The organism is Aequorivita sp. KMM 9714, from assembly GCF_011065475.1.
Classification (GTDB): domain Bacteria; phylum Bacteroidota; class Bacteroidia; order Flavobacteriales; family Flavobacteriaceae; genus Aequorivita; species Aequorivita sinensis.
Map to the genome: position 1 here is coordinate 912028 of NZ_JAAGRO010000001.1, position 17176 is coordinate 929203.

15 protein-coding genes are annotated in these 17176 nt (G+C 35.5%); 9 read left to right on the forward strand and 6 right to left on the reverse strand.

All coding sequences use genetic code 11. The features are described 5' to 3' along the window. Positions 1 to 124: 124 nt before the first annotated feature. The gene (gene purK, locus G3A46_RS04000) at positions 125 to 1279 is read right to left on the reverse strand and encodes a 5-(carboxyamino)imidazole ribonucleotide synthase (RefSeq protein WP_165146501.1); all 1155 of its coding nucleotides are present in this window, start codon (positions 1277 to 1279) and stop codon (positions 125 to 127) included. Positions 1280 to 1539: 260 nt separating this feature from the next. Here purK and G3A46_RS04005 point away from each other — a divergent pair, with 260 nt between their 5' ends. The 9 genes from G3A46_RS04005 to G3A46_RS04045 all read left to right on the forward strand — a co-directional run bounded on the left by G3A46_RS04005 (position 1540) and on the right by G3A46_RS04045 (position 9586). Beyond that, the gene (locus G3A46_RS04005) at positions 1540 to 1983 is read left to right on the forward strand and encodes a hotdog fold thioesterase (protein WP_165146504.1); all 444 of its coding nucleotides are present in this window, start codon (positions 1540 to 1542) and stop codon (positions 1981 to 1983) included. Positions 1984 to 2140: 157 nt separating this feature from the next. Beyond that, the gene (locus tag G3A46_RS04010; RefSeq protein WP_165146507.1) at positions 2141 to 2455 is read left to right on the forward strand and encodes a thioredoxin family protein; all 315 of its coding nucleotides are present in this window, start codon (positions 2141 to 2143) and stop codon (positions 2453 to 2455) included. Positions 2456 to 2526: 71 nt separating this feature from the next. Next, positions 2527 to 3429, forward strand: coding sequence for a DMT family transporter (locus tag G3A46_RS04015; RefSeq protein WP_165146510.1), 903 nt, complete (start codon positions 2527 to 2529; stop codon positions 3427 to 3429). Positions 3430 to 3582: 153 nt separating this feature from the next. Continuing rightward, a complete protein-coding gene (locus tag G3A46_RS04020; RefSeq protein ID WP_165146513.1) occupies positions 3583 to 4122 on the forward strand; it encodes a hypothetical protein in 540 nt (179 codons plus the stop codon). Positions 4123 to 4659: 537 nt separating this feature from the next. Further along, entirely contained in the window at positions 4660 to 5232 is a 573-nt protein-coding gene (locus G3A46_RS04025) for an adenylate kinase (RefSeq protein WP_165146516.1), read from the forward strand. Between the two features lie 54 nt (positions 5233 to 5286). After that, complete coding sequence (obgE, locus tag G3A46_RS04030) at positions 5287 to 6285, forward strand: GTPase ObgE (RefSeq protein WP_139855459.1); 999 nt, start codon at positions 5287 to 5289, stop codon at positions 6283 to 6285. A 245-nt stretch (positions 6286 to 6530) separates the two neighbouring features. Continuing rightward, positions 6531 to 7052: a DUF4136 domain-containing protein gene (locus G3A46_RS04035; protein WP_165146519.1), complete on the forward strand. Its 522-nt coding sequence runs from the start codon at positions 6531 to 6533 to the stop codon at positions 7050 to 7052. Between the two features lie 101 nt (positions 7053 to 7153). Beyond that, positions 7154 to 8140, forward strand: coding sequence for a tetratricopeptide repeat protein (locus G3A46_RS04040; protein ID WP_241836856.1), 987 nt, complete (start codon positions 7154 to 7156; stop codon positions 8138 to 8140). An 84-nt stretch (positions 8141 to 8224) separates the two neighbouring features. Next, positions 8225 to 9586 (forward strand): Mur ligase family protein, encoded by a 1362-nt coding sequence (locus G3A46_RS04045; RefSeq protein WP_165146522.1) that lies wholly within the window; start codon positions 8225 to 8227, stop codon positions 9584 to 9586. An 82-nt stretch (positions 9587 to 9668) separates the two neighbouring features. Here the strand turns inward: G3A46_RS04045 and G3A46_RS04050 are convergent, their stop codons facing one another. The 5 genes from G3A46_RS04050 to G3A46_RS04070 form a co-directional block, all read right to left on the reverse strand. Next, positions 9669 to 11159 carry a cellulose synthase family protein gene (locus tag G3A46_RS04050; RefSeq protein WP_165146525.1) on the reverse strand — a complete coding sequence of 497 codons (1491 nt, stop codon included), beginning with the start codon at positions 11157 to 11159 and terminating at the stop codon, positions 9669 to 9671. Then, a complete protein-coding gene (locus tag G3A46_RS04055; protein WP_165146528.1) occupies positions 11156 to 11857 on the reverse strand; it encodes a glycosyltransferase family 2 protein in 702 nt (233 codons plus the stop codon). The genes G3A46_RS04050 and G3A46_RS04055 overlap by 4 nt, the downstream gene beginning before the upstream one ends. Before the next feature lie 100 nt (positions 11858 to 11957). Beyond that, positions 11958 to 13544 carry a 4Fe-4S dicluster domain-containing protein gene (locus G3A46_RS04060; protein ID WP_165146531.1) on the reverse strand — a complete coding sequence of 529 codons (1587 nt, stop codon included), beginning with the start codon at positions 13542 to 13544 and terminating at the stop codon, positions 11958 to 11960. A 7-nt stretch (positions 13545 to 13551) separates the two neighbouring features. Further along, positions 13552 to 14859, reverse strand: coding sequence for an NAD(P)/FAD-dependent oxidoreductase (locus G3A46_RS04065; RefSeq protein WP_165146534.1), 1308 nt, complete (start codon positions 14857 to 14859; stop codon positions 13552 to 13554). Positions 14860 to 15076: 217 nt separating this feature from the next. Further along, on the reverse strand, positions 15077 to 17110 hold the full coding sequence (locus tag G3A46_RS04070) for a hypothetical protein (protein ID WP_165146537.1): 2034 nt from the start codon (positions 17108 to 17110) through the stop codon (positions 15077 to 15079). Positions 17111 to 17176 lie beyond the last annotated feature (66 nt).

A 17176-nucleotide genomic window follows, 5' to 3' on the forward strand; every position in this document is an offset into this window, starting at 1 on the left:
GCAGTCGAGACCTACTTATTAAGACGAATCTTGCTTAGTATTGACCTCTCGACTGCGCTCGAGGGGACAAAGTGATTTTTAATTAATATTATTTATTTGCCGAAGTGCATGAGAGATCTATGATTTACTCACTAACAACCTCAATTGTTTTCTTAACTTCTTCCGCTATTTTTCGTGCTTTGTCGAGATCTTTATTTACTATGGTTACGTGGCCCATCTTTCTAAATGGACGCGTTTCTTTTTTACCGTAAATGTGAGGCGTTACTCCTTCCATCGCTAGTATTTTTTCTATGTTTTTATAGACAACCTGACCCGTATGTCCTTCTGAACCAACTAAATTAACCATAATTCCACCTACTTTGCTATCGGTATTACCTAAAGGTAAATCTAAAATAGCTCTAATCTGTTGTTCAAATTGGTTGGTGTAGCTAGCTTCAATGCTGTAATGACCGCTATTGTGTGGTCTTGGTGCTACTTCGTTCACTAAAACTTCATCGTCTTCGGTTTGGAACATTTCTACAGCCAAAAGTCCGACGTGCTTAAACGACTCCGATACTTTTTCAGCTAAAGCTCTTGCTTTATTGGCAACAGCTTCGTCTATTCTCGCAGGACATATCACGTATTCTACTTGATTGGCTTCTGGATGAAATTCCATTTCAACAACTGGATACGTTTTTACTTCACCTGAAGGATTTCTTGCAACAATTACGGCAAGTTCATTTTTAAATGGAATTAGCTTTTCAGCTATACAAGCTTCAGAAGATAGCGGAATAATATCTTCAGCATTTCTAATAACGCTCACGCCTTTTCCATCATAACCTCCGGTACAACTTTTCCATACAAATGGGAAATGCAGCTCCTTTCTTACAATGGCTTCATTTAGCTCATTTTTATCCTTGTAAATTTTGAAAGGAGAAGTAGGGATTTTATGTTCCTTATAAAACTGCTTCTGCACTCCTTTATCCTGAATATTTCGCAAGGTTGCAGCACTCGGATAAACTTTCACACCTTCGTTTTCCAGCTTTTCCAAAGCTTCCACATTTACTCCTTCAATTTCAAAAGTAAGTACATCTACTTTTTTTCCGAAGTTATAAACGGTTTCAAAATCCATTAAATCACCTTGTTGAAAGTAATCTGTCGCAATTTTGGAGGGAGCTTCATTACTTGGGTCGAGAACGTGAGTGCGAATGTCCCACTTTCGGGTTTCGTATAACATCATTTTTCCCAATTGTCCGCCGCCAAGAATGCCGAGGGTGAAGTTGGTGGAGAAGTAGTTCATATTGATTATTGGTTTTTTATAATTTGCAAAGATAGTTATTTCGATACTTTGACTGGACTTTGCATTATAGATTTGCTAATTGGTTATTTAGACTCTACATTGATTAATTTCAATAGTAACATTCCATAAAATTCATTTGTATTTATTTGGCATTTGTTCTGCAGGTTTATTTTTACATTTGAAGGTATTAAGAATATAATGTCAGCCTTTATAAAATCAAGTGATTTGTAATAGTTGATTTTAGAAAATAACTCAAAAATATGCTCCTCGATAATACAGAACTTATTAAAACCACCTTTGAAAAGAGTATCCCAATGCATAAGTTTTTGGGATTAAAAATAGAATTGCTCGAAAAGGATTTTGTGAGAATTAGTGTTCCATTTAGAAAAGAATTGGTAGGCGATTTTAGAAATAACAGATGGCACGGAGGTGTTATTGCAACTGTTATGGATTCTGTGGGTGGCGTAATTGGCGCAATGCACTTTACTTCACTACAAGATAAAATTTCCACTATCGATTTAAGGGTGGATTATCTTAGAGGCGCCGAACCTGAAGCTATTATGGTTGAAGGTAAAATAATAAGATTTGGAAATAGAATTCTTGTAGCAAGAATGAAAGCGTTTCAAAATGAAAAACTGATAGCCGAAGGAAAAGGAGTTTATAATTTTGTTAGAATGAACAAGGCTAACAATGAAAATTCCTGAAAATTTAATTTGGATTTAAAGTCATACTATAGTCACTAAGACATAAGATTGCTTTGCTTTAGGACTTAAGACTAAATGCAATCTAACGAGTAAGAATTGGCTATGGAACTTATCCTTAAAGTCTGCAATTCTAACGGAAAACAATAAATTATAAAGTATGGATGTAGAAACATTAAATAATTTGATAGAAACTGAAGCTGCAGTTGCGGTTTACTTTTCTGCGCCTAATTGTGGGGTTTGCCATGCGCTAAGACCAAAAGTAGAGGAGTTGTTTTCTGAGGATTTTCCTGCAGTAAAATTCATTCACGTAGAAATTGATAAATCTCCAGGCATTTCAGGAGAGTTGGGAGTTTTTTCTGCTCCAACATTATTAGTGTTTTTTGAAGGAAAAGAATTTTTAAGAAAAGTTAGACTGATGAGCATTCAAGAATTGCAGGAGAAAGTGCAAAGACCTTATAATATGATTTTTTGATGGAATCTATGGCGTACATAGGATTCTTTTGATATTAAATCATACTTTTAAACCTCCAAATAAGGTTTTAAATGAAAAATCAAAAACAGGCATACATTTATGCGGGTATAGCTGTATTGTTATGGAGTACGGTTGCAACCAGTATGAAAATTGCGCTACAGAGTTATAGTTTTCTACAGTTGCTATTTTGGTCATCCGCTACAGCCTTATTAACCTTGGCCGTTCTAATGTTGGTGACAAAAAAAATTGGCAATCTAGCCAAACTTCCAGCTAAAGTTTTTTTAAGATCGGCTTTCTACGGTGCTATAAATCCGTTTTTGTATTATATCGTTTTATTTAAAGCTTATGAGCTTTTGCCTGCCCAAGAGGCACAAGCACTTAATTACACATGGCCTATTATGCTAAGCTTATTAGCTGTGCCTTTACTCAAACAAAAAATAGGTTTAAAAAACTTAGTTGCAATTGGCATAAGTTTTATAGGTGTGCTTATTATTGCCACTGGCGGGAATTTAATAAACTTGTCGTTTACCAATGGGCAAGGCGTGCTCTTCGGCCTAGCTTCAGCAGTAATCTGGGCTTTGTTCTGGATTTTTAATATTAAAGACGAACGCGATGAGCTAAGTAAGTTGTTCCTCAATTTTTTCTTTGGATTTATTTATATCCTCATAGCCTTGTTACTCACTTCAGAAATAGTATTTGTAGATATCAAATCATTTGGAGGTGCGGTATATGTCGGCTTATTTGAAATGGGGATTACTTTCGTAATCTGGTCTATCGCACTTAGAAAATCTATTACTGCAGCTAAAGTGAGTAACCTTGTTTACTTAGTTCCCTTTTTATCCTTAGTAGTAATTTATTTTGTGTTGGAAGAACCTATCAAGTTTCCAACTATCATCGGACTCTTTCTAATTGTAGGCGGACTAACTTTCGATAAGATAAGTTTTAGACAATTGCGATTTCGACGTGAAAAGTAGGTTTGTTTTGGAATTATTTTAAAAATCATTTTTAATAAATACAATTAGCATAAAGTAGACTACAGGATATGTTTAAGCTCATATTTTATTGAGATTTGTAATTAAACTTCATATTTTGTAATTTACATACTACTAACTAATTATTAAAAAATTATGAATAAAATAATTCTATTACTCACAATTTTCATTCTCACAATTTCTTGTGGAAATTCTGAAAAATCGAAAGACGGAAGTAGTGGTTCTATATTCAAGTCTGAAATTGAATCTCCTTGTGAAATATTATCTGAAACTGAGATTAAAGAAGTTTTAGGTATTCCTCCTGAGGCAGAAACTACAATGGAGGAGAAGGATCGTCTTTACAGTATGTGCAAATATAAATGGGAGTCGGTTCCTTATAATTCCGAAGTACGTGTAGGCGATATAAGAAAATCAGTTGATAATCCCGCTGAAATGTACGTGACTATAGTGAAAGATGTTACTGCAGAGCAATTTAAAAAAGCTGTAGCAACTTATGATGATGGTGTAAACCAACAGGGAATTGGTGAAATGGCATCCTGGAGTGGCAAAAAACGACAGGTTAGCTTTTTTAAAGATGGTACATTGGTGCATGTTTATTTAAGAACCTCTGCCGATGAAGCAGAAAATAAAAAGAATGTACTTGCCATGGCAAAATCAATGAGTGAGAAGTTCTAATTTTTAGAAGTAAAGGCTTTGTTTTAAAAACTATATACGGACACTTTTTAAAGAAAGTTGTTTTGGCTTTTGAGCAGTTAAGAGAGACGACATAGTTCTTTTCCTTTAAGACGCTACAAAAACGGAGTGGCAGAATTGCAAAATCAAGGGGGATACAAAGAATTAGACAAATATGTAAAGATTATATTTGTGGCTCCCGAATTCACCATTTTACATCAACCACAGTCAACATTGTCAGAGTGTTAGCTTAAAAAGTATGTTTTCGACTTCATAAATAAGAGGTTTTCGCATTAATTTCATGGTTAATTTTCTAAAATATTCACTAAAAAGACGGTATAATGATGGCTGTTAAAGGATAGTTTTTTACTTTTGTTTTTGTGGAAACAACTTGTAGTCAGGTATTTATGGTGTATTTTTGTTGTTTTCACTTCTATGATGCAAAGTAGATGTAATTATATTTCTTTATGGTCATAACCGCAACTGCCTGAAATTTCGTAAATTTGCAACTTCATTTTTTACAACCATTAAAAAACACCCATGACCAATATTATTTTATTTGGCCCTCCAGGAGCAGGAAAAGGTACTCAAGCTAATTTTCTAAAAGAAAAATATAATCTAGTTCATATTTCAACTGGAGATGTATTTAGATACAATATTAAAAACGAAACTGAACTTGGTGATTTAGCCAAGTCGTTCATGTCTAAAGGAAAGTTAGTGCCAGATGAAATTACCATTGATATGTTAAGCAATGAAGTTGATAAAAATTGCGGTTCTAACGGCTTTATATTTGACGGTTTCCCAAGAACTGAAGCTCAAGCAGATGCTTTAGGTCATTTAATGGATGACAAAGACTCTCAAATAAATGCAATGGTAGCATTAGAAGTTGATGATGAGGTTTTGGTTCAACGACTTTTAGAAAGAGGAAAAACTAGTGGTCGTGCAGATGATGCTGATGAAAGTATTATCCGTAATCGCATTAAGGTTTACTACAATGAAACCGCTATCTTAAAAGATTATTACGATAAGAGAGGAATGTATTACGGTGTAAATGGTGAAGGAAGTATTGAAGAAATAACTGAAAGGTTAAGTAAAGTAATTGATACTTTGTAGTTTATATATTGGATTGTCCAATAATAAATAACAAACAACAAACAGAAAAATAAAGTGACTGAAGGCAATTTTGTAGATTACGTTAAAGTTCATGTTACTTCCGGAAAGGGAGGGCAAGGCAGTAAACACATGCGACGGGAAAAGTATATTCCTAAAGGAGGCCCCGATGGAGGGGATGGTGGTCGTGGTGGACACGTAATTGTAAAAGCCAATAAAAACCTTTGGACGCTATATCACCTTAAATTTAAACGACACTTTAGAGCAGAACACGGGCAAGCTGGTAGTAAACAAACCAGTACAGGTGCCGATGGTGCCGATGTGTATATTGAAGTTCCAATAGGAACAGTTGTTCGCGATAAAGAAACTGAAGAAATTCTCTTCGAACTACTTGAAGATGGCGAAGAAAAAGTTGTAGCAAAAGGCGGTCGTGGCGGTCTTGGAAATGCACACTTTAAATCTTCTACAAATCAAACTCCAAGATACGCTCAACCAGGTGAAGAAGGAGAGGAAGTAGATATTATTATTGAGCTAAAAATTCTTGCTGATGTAGGTTTAGTAGGTTTTCCTAATGCTGGAAAGTCAACTTTACTCTCAGTAATTACTGCTGCTAAGCCGAAAATTGCTAACTACGAGTTTACAACCTTAAAACCAAATCTAGGTATTGTAGAATACCGCGACTTCCAAACATTTGTAGTTGCAGATATTCCAGGTATTATTGAAGGTGCAGCAGAAGGAAAAGGTATTGGACATCGATTTTTACGTCATATTGAAAGAAACTCTACTTTGCTGTTTTTAATTCCAGCCGATGCGCCAGATATTAAAGAGCAGTATGACATTCTTGTTGATGAATTGCGCCGTTACAATCCTCAACTTTTAGATAAAGAACGTCTTTTAGCAATTAGCAAAAGCGATATGCTAGACGACGAACTTAAAGCTGAAATGAAAAAGGTTCTGGATAAAGAGTTTAAGGGAATTCCATATTTATTTATCTCGGCAGTTGCACAACAAGGGCTTACTGAGTTGAAGGATAAACTATGGAAAATGCTTAACTAATCCAACTACCAAGCTTACCCAATATTTTTTAGAAATCTACTTATAACTCAGCAAATCTAGTTTGCCGAGCGGAGCTGAGGTGAAGTTGGGTTTTATCGATTTTCGCTAACGAGCGGAGCCGAGGTAAGAAAATGATCGGCTATTCTTAATAGTAATTCAATTTAGCGTTGAAACAAACTGTTAAAGAACAAGCTAGCGAATCGCAAACTCCCTTTTTTGCGTATTTTTATTGAAAAGAAAATGCAATGAAATACTTCTGGATATTTTTAGTCACAATGATTTTAACTTCTTGTGGAGCTTCTGTAGCGGTAGATTATGATAAGCAGGCAGACTTCACAAAATACACTTCCTATAATTACTTTCCTACAATAGACTCAGGTCTAAATGAATTGGATGATAAACGTATTATTCAGATTACGGATAGTCTTATGCATCAACGAGGATTCGTGAAAAGTGAAACGCCTCAATTGTATATTAATTTTTATGCACGTGAAAACATTTCGAATTCACGAAATACTATCGGTATTGGCGTTGGTGGTAGCGGACGTAATGTTGGTGTAGGCGTAAGTGGTGGAATTCCTATTGGCGGAAAAGTAGTAAACCAAAGACTTACAATGGACTTTATTGATGTTGTTAAAGATGACTTGGTGTGGCAAGCTGTTGCGGAGGGTGAAATGAAAGAAAGATCAAAGCCAGAGGAAAAGGAAGCTTACTACTTATCGGTTATTCAGAAAATTTTGAGGAAATATCCACCTTCTAAAAAATAACAAATTCTAAATTCCAAATTCCGAACTCCAAATTCCGAACTTCAAGAAGAAAGTAGAAATTGCAAATTCTAAATTATAATAAAAGTTATAAATTCTCGAATGTGTGGGGAGGGGCAGTAAGGAGATGGATGTTTTTATTGTTTTTCATTTTCTTTACATTTTTTCCTGTATTTATAAACGCCCAAACCAATTACAAACAGGCTGAAGAATATTATAAACAAGAAAATTTCATCAAAGCAAAACCTATTTTTGAAGAATATCTAAAACTACATCCTGGTCATATAAAAACTCGAGAATACTTAGGAGATATAGCTGGTTATAGTAAGGAGTGGGATACAGCACTTTCTTATTATAAAGATTTGGTAGCAGATGATGAATCCAATGCTAGTTATCATTTTAAATACGGTGGTGCTTTAGGAATGAAAGCAATGACTGTTAGTCGGCTTCGGGCGGTTACATATATATCAGAAATAAAACATCATCTTGAACGTGCTATTGAATTAAATCCACAACATATAGAAGCGCGTTGGGCGTTGATAGAACTTTATATACAATTGCCAGTTTTCTTTGGTGGAAGTGAGAAAAAAGCCATTGCTTATGCAAGTGAATTAGAAGCAATTTCAAAAGTGGATGGCTACCTAGCTTTGGGGCATATTGCTGAATTTTATAAAAAGATTGAGGATGCAGAATTCAATTATATAAAAGCAATTGAAGTAGGAGGGTCACCTCATACCTATGAAAAACTTATAAATCTATATGAGAAAAATGATCAACCCCAAAAAGCTATAGAAACTGCTTCTATCTCTATACGAAAACATAAACACAATCATTTAAATTACCGAATAGGAGAGATTTCGGCGCAGTATAATCTTGAGTCACAAATTGGAATAGATTCTTTAAGTGAGTTTTTAGCTAATCATTCAATAAAAGATGATATATCAATGGAATGGGCTTATTATCGATTGGCGCAGATTTATAAAAATCTAGGGGAAAAGGAAATTGCACTTACTTGGATAAATAAAGCATTGCTAGTACGAGTAGATTTTAAAGAGGCTCTTAAAGAGAAATCACTCATTCTCGCACTATAATTATGAATTGTGAATTAAGAATTCAGAATTAGAAAAAGTATCTTTACACTTAAACTTTAAACTCATAAATTATTCAACTTAAATATGAGAATACACTTTATAGCCATTGGCGGTAGTGCAATGCACAATTTAGCATTGGCATTAAATCAAAAGGGAGAATACGTAACTGGAAGTGATGATGAAATTTTCGAACCTTCAAAAAGTAGATTGAAAGCGAAAGGATTGTTGCCAGAAAACGTAGGTTGGTTTCCAGAAAAGATAACTTCAGATATAGACGCTGTAATCCTCGGAATGCACGCTAAAGCAGATAATCCTGAGCTTTTAAAGGCAAAGGAACTCGGATTAAAAATCTTCAGTTATCCGGAGTTTTTATACGAACAATCTAAGAATAAAACACGTGTTGTAATTGGTGGCTCTCACGGTAAAACCACAATTACTTCTATGATTCTACACGTGATGAATTACCACGGGAAAGATGTTGATTATATGGTTGGAGCTCAATTAGAGGGGTTTGACACTATGGTTAAAATCACTCATGATAATGAATTTATGGTAATAGAAGGAGATGAATATCTTTCTTCACCTATAGATCGAAGACCAAAGTTTCACCTTTACAAACCGAATATTGCCCTTTTAAGTGGAATTGCTTGGGACCACATCAATGTATTTCCAACTTATGAAAACTATGTAGAGCAGTTTGAAATATTTTTAAATGAAATCACAGCAGACGGTGCTATAGTTTACAATGAAGAAGATGCCGAAGTAAAACGCGTAGTTGAAGCGACAACTAATACGATTAAGAAATATCCTTATAAAACACCTTATTATAAGGTTCAAGGCGGGACAACAATTCTAAATACATCAGAAGGCCCGTTGGCTGTTGAAATCTTTGGAAAGCACAATTTAAACAACTTAGCAGGCGCAAGAGGTATTTGTCAATTAATGGGAATAGACGCAAAAGGCTTTAACGAAGCCATTGCGACATTTAAAGGCGCAAGCAAGCGATTAGAAAAGATAGCTGAAACAGCTACTGCTGTTGCCTACAAAGATTATGCGCATTCCCCTAGCAAGGTAAAAGCTACAACTCAAGCAGTAAAAAATCAGTACCCAGATAGAAAATTGATTGCTTGTTTAGAATTACACACCTACAGTAGTCTTAATCCAGAGTTTTTAAAGGAATATAAAGGAGCGCTAGATGCAGCAGATAGTGCGGTAGTTTTCTATTCACCTCACGCTGTAATGATTAAAAAGTTGGAGGCTATTAAAGGGGAACAGATTGAAGAGGCTTTCGATCGCAAAGACTTGGTAGTATTCACAAATCCTGCCGATTTCAAGACTTATCTTTTCTCTCAAGATTACGAGAACACAAGCTTACTTTTAATGAGTAGTGGGAATTATGGCGGTCTGGATTTTCAGGAGGTTAAGGGGTATGTGGAAAAATCCTAATAGGAGATAAGTTGTAGGACTTAGGACTTTTCGTAATTGTGAAAGACTTAAGTCCAATTTCTTTCTGTTCCACGTCAATCTATTAAGCCTTAGAGGTTAACGATTTAAAAAACACAAATCCGAATCCTATAAAAAGCATTAGGTGAAAAGGGAAAAGTCCGAAGTCACCGCCCTGGTCTCCTACAATGAAAGCACTGTACATTCCAAAGGCGAAATAGATCATTAATACACCTTCAATAATTACATTTGGAGATATATTTTTAGCAATATATTTATTTCCCTTCCATCCCTCTTTCAAATTGCTAATGTTGAATTTTGGTGTTCGAATAAAATCACTTTTTTTACCGAAATGTCCTTCTAAAACAGCGATAGAATTATGTACGGAAAAGCCCATTGCAATTGAGAAAAAAGTAAAAAACATCGCTGTGTACTTCAAAAATCGCTTAAATCCACCGCCATAAATGCTTTTAAAAGTAAACCAATAACACACAAAAAATATGATGGTGCTTATTACAAAAAAGCTCATCACATAGAAATACACCTTTAGATGCTCATACTCATTCTTAATGTAAAGCATCGGAATGCTTAAGATAGCAACTATCAAAATGTTTAAAAACATAGTGCTATTTAGCAAATGCAATAAACTGTGAACTTTTGTTTTATTTGAAATGTTATCACTCTTTAAAACTCGCTTAGCCATTTTTTGGAAGTTTTCAGCCCCTCCTTTATTCCACCTGAATTGTTGCGAGCGTGCAGCACTAATTACTACGGGAAGCTCGGCAGGTGTTTCTACATCTTCCAGATATTTAAATTTCCATTTTTTTAGTTGTGCGCGGTAGCTAAGGTCTAAATCTTCAGTTAGTGTATCACCTTCCCAATTTCCCGCATCAAGAATACATTCTTTTCGCCAAACACCAGCGGTACCATTAAAGTTGATAAAGTGACCTTTACTGTTTCTGCCTACTTGCTCAAGAGTAAAGTGTGCATCTAAAGCAAAAGCCTGAACACGAGTAAGAATAGAATAATCTCGATTTATATGTCCCCAGCGAGTTTGTACCACGCCAATTTCAGAATCTTTAAAGTATGGGATTGTCTTTTTTAACCAATCCTTTTGTGGAAGAAAGTCTGCATCAAATATGGCGATATACTCACCTTTTGCAATCTTTAAACCTTCTTTCAATGCTCCAGCTTTAAATCCAACTCTGTTTTCGCGAGAAATATGCTGAATATCAAGACCTGTTTTTTTTAGTTCTTGAATGTGTTTGGCGGTTGCCTCAAAAGATTCATCTGTACTATCGTCTAAAACTTGAATCTCTAATTTGTCGTGAGGATAGTCTATTAGAGCAATATTGTCTAGTAAGCGTTTCATAACATACAGTTCATTGTAAACTGGAAGCTGAATAGTTACAAAAGGAATTTCTTCAGGGTTTGAAAAATCGAACGTAGGAGATTCTTTATGTTTTTTTCTTGCGTTAAGATAATTGAATAGCAAGTTAAGTTGCGCCAACGCGTACATAAAAATGAGGAGAAGGGCAATGGAATATATTGCAATGATTATTGATTCAAGAATCATTTTTTGAAACTGTATTTAAAAATCCAGGTTAGAATTTTTACGCCTGCAAATATAGCACCTTTTACCGTACCTGAAACTTTTGAGACACCTATTCGATTTCTATATTTAACAGGAATTTCAACATAAGTGTACTTCTTTTTCAATGCTTTAAGTTGCATTTCTACTGTCCATCCATAGGTTTTATCCTCCATTTGCAAAGCTAGCAACTTATCGTATTTAATAGCCCTAAAGGGCCCTAAATCTGTAAAAGTTGAATTAAAAAAAAGCTTCATAAGCCTAGTTGCAAGAGCATTTCCGAAGCGTTGAGGTAAGGTCATAGAACTGTTTTCCATAAGTTCTTTTGCTCTAGCGCCAACAACAAAATCTACATCATTTTCGATAATAGGTGCTACAATTCTAGTTAATTCAGAAGGGTAATCGCTATAGTCACCATCTAGAAAAACGATAATATCTGGTTGTTTAGCTTTTTCTAGATTAGCAATATATTCCATTCCTTTTAAGCAGGCATAACCATATCCCGCTTTTGGTTCAAGTAATACTGTCGCGCCTGCATCTTCAGCAACTTTTGCAGTATTGTCTGTAGAATTATTATTTACAACAATTACTTCTGAAACAATTTCTGGAATTTCCGCAATTACTTTTGCAATAGCGTCTTCCTCATTGAAGGCAGGAATTATTACTTTGATGTTTTTTGACATTAAATGCTTTAGAATATTAAAATCGCGAATTTCAGAAAAATATCTGACAATCACTTGAATGTGGATACAAACCTAGTAGGAATCTAAGACTAAATATGGATTATTTGTTTACATAGTTCATTAGGTCTAAATCATTTCCTAGTAGTATTTCATTAGGATTAATTCTTTTTTCTAATGGGCCATTTTCAAGTTTTAAAACACCACGAGGGCAAACAGCCGAACATATTCCACATCCTACACAGCTAGAGCGTACAATGTTTTCTCCTTTTTGGGCATAAGCGCGAACGTCAATTCCCATTTCGCAATATGTAGAACAATTTCCGCAACTAATACATTGGCCGCCATTGGTAGTAATTCTAAATCTTGAAAATAAACGTTGTTGAAATCCTAATATCGCTGCCATAGGACAACCAAATCGACACCAAACTCGATTGCCAAAAATAGGGTAGAAGCCAACGCCAATTACCCCGCTAAAAACAGCACCAATAAGAAATCCATAAGTTGAACGCAGCGTTTCAGCATCAAAAAGGAATAAAGTTTTTCCAGTCGTAAAATGCAGTGCTATCAATGCGATGATAATTACAAAGTAGGCTATAGACCCAATACGAGCGTCTTTTTGAAGTTCTTCTCTTTTAAAAATCCAAACCCCTGCAAAAACCATGGTTAAAAGAACACCGACACTTATTAGGAAAACATCTTTTGTAAGCCAATATTTGGAAGTATCGTCACCCAAATAAGAGTGCACAACTGCTGTTGTCATTAATACTACAAAAACTAATACACTGTGAATTACCCATCTTTCAACTTTCCAAGCCACCTGCGTTTTATCACTTAAATGACGGAAAGGATCTCCAGCGGTTTCAGCAAGACCGCCACAACCACAAACCCAAGAGCAATACCAACGCTTTCCGTATTTATATGTTAGGATAGGAGTGATTATAAATATGGAAGCAATACCAAATATTAACAGTCCAATACCGATATTACCTGCAGATATAAAATCATCAACTCTATATTGTTCGAAGTTATAATGGTTAAGAGGCCAAATATTCTTTAAGTCGTAATACGGTAAAGAAAAGGTTTCGCTATTTAAGCGTTGCATTAATTCAGGTATAATAAAGGCAAACCCTAACTGAAAAAACATCACAGAGTATGTTCTTAGTTTTTCGTATTTATTATGTCTGTATTTTAAAATAAATTTTATTCCGAAGGCTAAAATTGCCAAGGTATAAAGTGTGCCATATAGAAACCATTGGCTTGCTGGTCCACCATTTAAAAATCTGCTTAAGGGATCAAAAAGAGCAACTACACCTTTGTTATCTCCACCTTGCACATAGCCTAGATATTGTGGAAACCAATAGAGTAATACATAGAATAAAGTTAGGGAAATCCCTAAAATCCATCCCCAAAAACCTTTTGAGGTTAACGACTTAAAATATATGCCGTCGTTTTTTATGCCTTCGTGCTTATTGCTATACGCGGCAATAGAAAACCAAATAGTTCCGCCTCCAATTGCAGTTAGGGAAGCTGTTAGCCAAAGCGATTTATTGGGGAAATCCACATTAAAAAGAGCTAATGCCATAATCAATAAGCCGATCAACCCAATAGCAGATGCGATTTTTTGTTGACCGTTTATGGTTTTTGGCGGTTCTCCTGTAAGGGACATATTTCTTTGAACTGTACTCATAATTTTATTAAGATGTAGCTAATTGAGCAATTGATAAAAATTCATTCGCAATTTCTTTTTCATATCTTCTGAAAAATTCGGGATCAAAATTAGCCTGGCTAAGATTTTTTATAACATATTCAACACTGCGTTTTTCATTTAACCACCTATCAAAAACTTCGTGTCGCATTCTTATTCCAAAAGTATTTATTCCTAAAAATTCTCGAGTTTCTTTATGATAAGAAACAGATACAGATCGTAAATTGCTTCTGCATTTCCAATTAAACTGTTCCTCGTAATCCTTTCGTCTTTCTTCTGAAAACACCCATCCGTAAGTTTGATACTCTATGTCGAAAAATTTAGCACTGTTAAACCAATTTCCTGGGTTGTATTCAAAAGGATTACCACAAATAGTTTGAGCAAGGGCTTCTCCCATCATTCTACCAGTATACCATACTGCTTCAATTGCAGGCCTAAGTCCAATGGGTTCTCGTTGTTGAGCACAATCTCCTATAGCGTAAACATCTTTTATGTTTGTTTCTAATTTTCTGTTGACTAAAATACCCCTGTCAGTTTCAATTTTTGAATTTTTCAAAAACGAAATATTAGGTTTTACTCCTGTGGTTATTCCCACAATAGAACAAGGGATTTCTTCCCCTTCTTTTGTGATTACAGCCTTAACATTTCCATCTGCATCACCAATAATTTTATCGAGATTGCTGAGGTGTTTTAGGTTTACACCATGTGAGATTATATGTTGTGAAATCATTTCGGCTTCAGGCTTTGGAAGCACATTTGCCCAAAAACCTTCCTCTCGAACTAGCATTGTGACTTTTATATCCCTGGTGCGAAGCATTTCGGCCATTTCAACACCAATTAATCCGCCCCCAATTATCACTGCGTGAGGACAAACCTTATTATTAGGAGCATTTTTTTCTAAAGTTTCTAAGTCTTGCTTATTTACTAAACCTTGAACACCATTTAAATCTAAGCCCTCCCAACCAAAGGTATTTGTAACAGATCCACTAGCTATTATTAATTTGTCGTAATTAATAGAACCACCTTCTTTAAAGAATAAAGTTTTGTTGTCTGTATCTACTCTTTCTACATAGGCTTTTTTTAGTTCCAATCGATTTTTCTCCCAAAACCAACTTTCGTAAGGTTCTATGTCTTGCCATCGCATATGCCCCATATACACATACATCAATGCTGTGCGTGAAAAGAAATACTCTGTTTCTGCAGATATTATAGTTATCTTTTTGTCTGAAAGTTTTCGAATATGTCTAGCCGCAGTTATGCCAGAAATCCCGTTTCCTATAATAACAATATGCTCCATAGTGGCTGTGTTGATTATAAAATTAAATGAATTTGAAAATTACACATTTTCTTTGAGGATATAAGGTGAGTGGGTGTTAAGTTCGTCTAATCTTTTAGGTGGAACTTACATGAAAATGTGGCGAATTTATAAAGGTTTTGTCGAGTTATAGAAATTAAAAAGCCCGTACTATGCTTAACGTAGTTCAGGCTTTTGAGTGGTTTATGTTATTTTTAAATTACTTGCTTTCTTGAAGCTGCATGTTGTTGGTGTTTGATGATTTTATTGGAGTATTAGCAGGCTGTTGTTCTTGCAATAGTTGAGGTTCAGAGTTTGAGTGTTTTTCAGTAGCTTGAATATCTAACTGGGTACTCTTTGCTGATTTGCCTTTTACTTTTTCAATTTTAACTTTATCTTCTTTAACCTCCATAGCTTGGGTTTCCATCATTTCAGCTGGACTAGGTCCAATAGGGAATCTAAGACCAACATGCTTTGAGGCAATACTTCCATCGCTAGCAATATCATCTGCACGATTTGCTACAATATGATATGAAAAAGGAGTGTTGCTTGTACCGCCATTAAGTTCTTTTACAAGAAAACCACTAGCAGTTTTTTCTGTTACGAATACACCGTTACATTCACCTTCAAGTTGAATAAATACCTTTAGAGGGTGTTTTTCTGAAACGTGAATAGATTTAGCAAAAAGCGGGTCTATATTAATATAAACACTTCCATTTTGTAATTTTCCAACGCCATAATCTTCAAATAGAATCTCGGGTGATTCGGGTGCGAAAAGTATTCTCTTATTACCAGCACTATCATCAACTAATGTTGAAACAATACCACTTCCAATAATTTTGTAATTTGTGCCACCATCTCCATTCGTGCCGGCATTGTATTTGATTCCTACATATGAATAAGCCGGACTAGTTACTCCTCCTTCAAAATATCCACCGTAATAACTATTTATATTATTACTTCCTATACCTATTAATCTTCCGTAATGATATCCTGCAATCTTGGCCCTTGCCCTTATTGTGTTTGTGCCGCCTACAGGGTTTGTTCCTAAAGTGAACTCCCCAGCAGCATTACCACTGTTTGTAGAACCTGTTCCAGAAGCAGATGCACTTGCATAAATTCCTGTCTTAACACCATTTGCCGTTACGCCAGAGCCATTTGGAGGTGTGATTGAGATTGAGCCCATAGCGCCAATGAGTGCAGTTCCCGTTCCTGGGGTTGGGGGGTTAGTGCTTGTTGAGCTAATAAACCAACCTCCAGCAGTCTCATTTGATGCCCAACCTAAAACTCCAGAAGCATTTTCTATACCATTTGTATAGCCTACTACTCCATTTCCATAGGTGGATTCTCCTACTACACCATCTCCAGAAAACAAGGCGATTCCTTGCACCGCATTGCCAGTACCGTTACTTTGTCCTTGGACCCCAACTCCACTTATTGTACCAATACCTATAACACCTATTCCATCTTTACTTTGTCCCCATACGCCATTTCCGGAGGAAGTAATACCCAAAACAGCATCTCCTGTTCCGGTAGTTTCTGCATAAACTGCATTATTATTTACTGCTTGTGCAGCTATAGCCATCCTATTACCAGTTGCAAAGGAGTTAAATGTAGAATTGAATACTGAAGAGCTGTTGACTGTAACCCTTCCATCAGAAAGAATTATCATTCTTTGAATTCCATTTGTGGAAAAGCCAAGTATGTCATCACTGATTCTATACATTCCTATGTCTGTGTCAGAAGCCCAAGAATAGAAAGGGGTTGAGGCTGTTCCATTGCCCATGGCATGAACTTGATAGGCATTGGGTATCCTAAAACGTTCAGCATAATTCGTTCTTATTCTAAGCGGTTGGTCATTGGTTGTTCCTAAAAAGTCATCGTCTGTTATTTCATTTCCCGTAAGACTCCATTTATCTATTGGTGCATCGGAGGCTATTAATTTTACCCATCGTGTGCCTCCATTCCAATAGTAAAAACCCTTACCAGTAGTTTCGTTTGTGTTATATACTAAAAGGCTTTCTACTTGATCTGTGGCTGGGTTTTGTTCTATTGGACTTAGGCTATTTAAGTTGGTTAGATTTACCCGAGGAATCAGAATTCCTTTTGTGTTATCGTCAGTGCCATCGCCTATGTCGAGTAGCGAAGCGCTAGATGGATTCGTATTGCCAATTCCAACTTGCGCAAAAGATTCTAAAGAAAAGAAAAATAAAAGAATGGGCAAGGAGTATAATCCCCGTTTAATGTTGAGCATACATTTCATTTTAAGAAGATGGTTAAAGGTTGTTTAATTCATTGTTTGGGGATATGCAATCATAAT

What these genes read in the sequence shown, in the direction of transcription:
- G3A46_RS04015 (WP_165146510.1), top strand. Translation starts at nt 2,527, where the DNA reads ATGAAAAATCAAAAACAGGCATACATTTATGCGGGTATAGCTGTATTG.
- G3A46_RS04020 (WP_165146513.1), top strand. Translation starts at nt 3,583, where the DNA reads ATGAATAAAATAATTCTATTACTCACAATTTTCATTCTCACAATTTCT.
- purK (WP_165146501.1), bottom strand. Translation starts at nt 1,279, where the DNA reads ATGAACTACTTCTCCACCAACTTCACCCTCGGCATTCTTGGCGGCGGA.
- G3A46_RS04045 (WP_165146522.1), top strand. Translation starts at nt 8,225, where the DNA reads ATGAGAATACACTTTATAGCCATTGGCGGTAGTGCAATGCACAATTTA.
- G3A46_RS04070 (WP_165146537.1), bottom strand. Translation starts at nt 17,110, where the DNA reads ATGCTCAACATTAAACGGGGATTATACTCCTTGCCCATTCTTTTATTT.
- G3A46_RS04010 (WP_165146507.1), top strand. Translation starts at nt 2,141, where the DNA reads ATGGATGTAGAAACATTAAATAATTTGATAGAAACTGAAGCTGCAGTT.
- G3A46_RS04065 (WP_165146534.1), bottom strand. Translation starts at nt 14,859, where the DNA reads ATGGAGCATATTGTTATTATAGGAAACGGGATTTCTGGCATAACTGCG.
- G3A46_RS04025 (WP_165146516.1), top strand. Translation starts at nt 4,660, where the DNA reads ATGACCAATATTATTTTATTTGGCCCTCCAGGAGCAGGAAAAGGTACT.
- G3A46_RS04005 (WP_165146504.1), top strand. Translation starts at nt 1,540, where the DNA reads ATGCTCCTCGATAATACAGAACTTATTAAAACCACCTTTGAAAAGAGT.
- G3A46_RS04050 (WP_165146525.1), bottom strand. Translation starts at nt 11,159, where the DNA reads ATGATTCTTGAATCAATAATCATTGCAATATATTCCATTGCCCTTCTC.
- G3A46_RS04060 (WP_165146531.1), bottom strand. Translation starts at nt 13,544, where the DNA reads ATGAGTACAGTTCAAAGAAATATGTCCCTTACAGGAGAACCGCCAAAA.
- G3A46_RS04035 (WP_165146519.1), top strand. Translation starts at nt 6,531, where the DNA reads ATGAAATACTTCTGGATATTTTTAGTCACAATGATTTTAACTTCTTGT.
- G3A46_RS04055 (WP_165146528.1), bottom strand. Translation starts at nt 11,857, where the DNA reads ATGTCAAAAAACATCAAAGTAATAATTCCTGCCTTCAATGAGGAAGAC.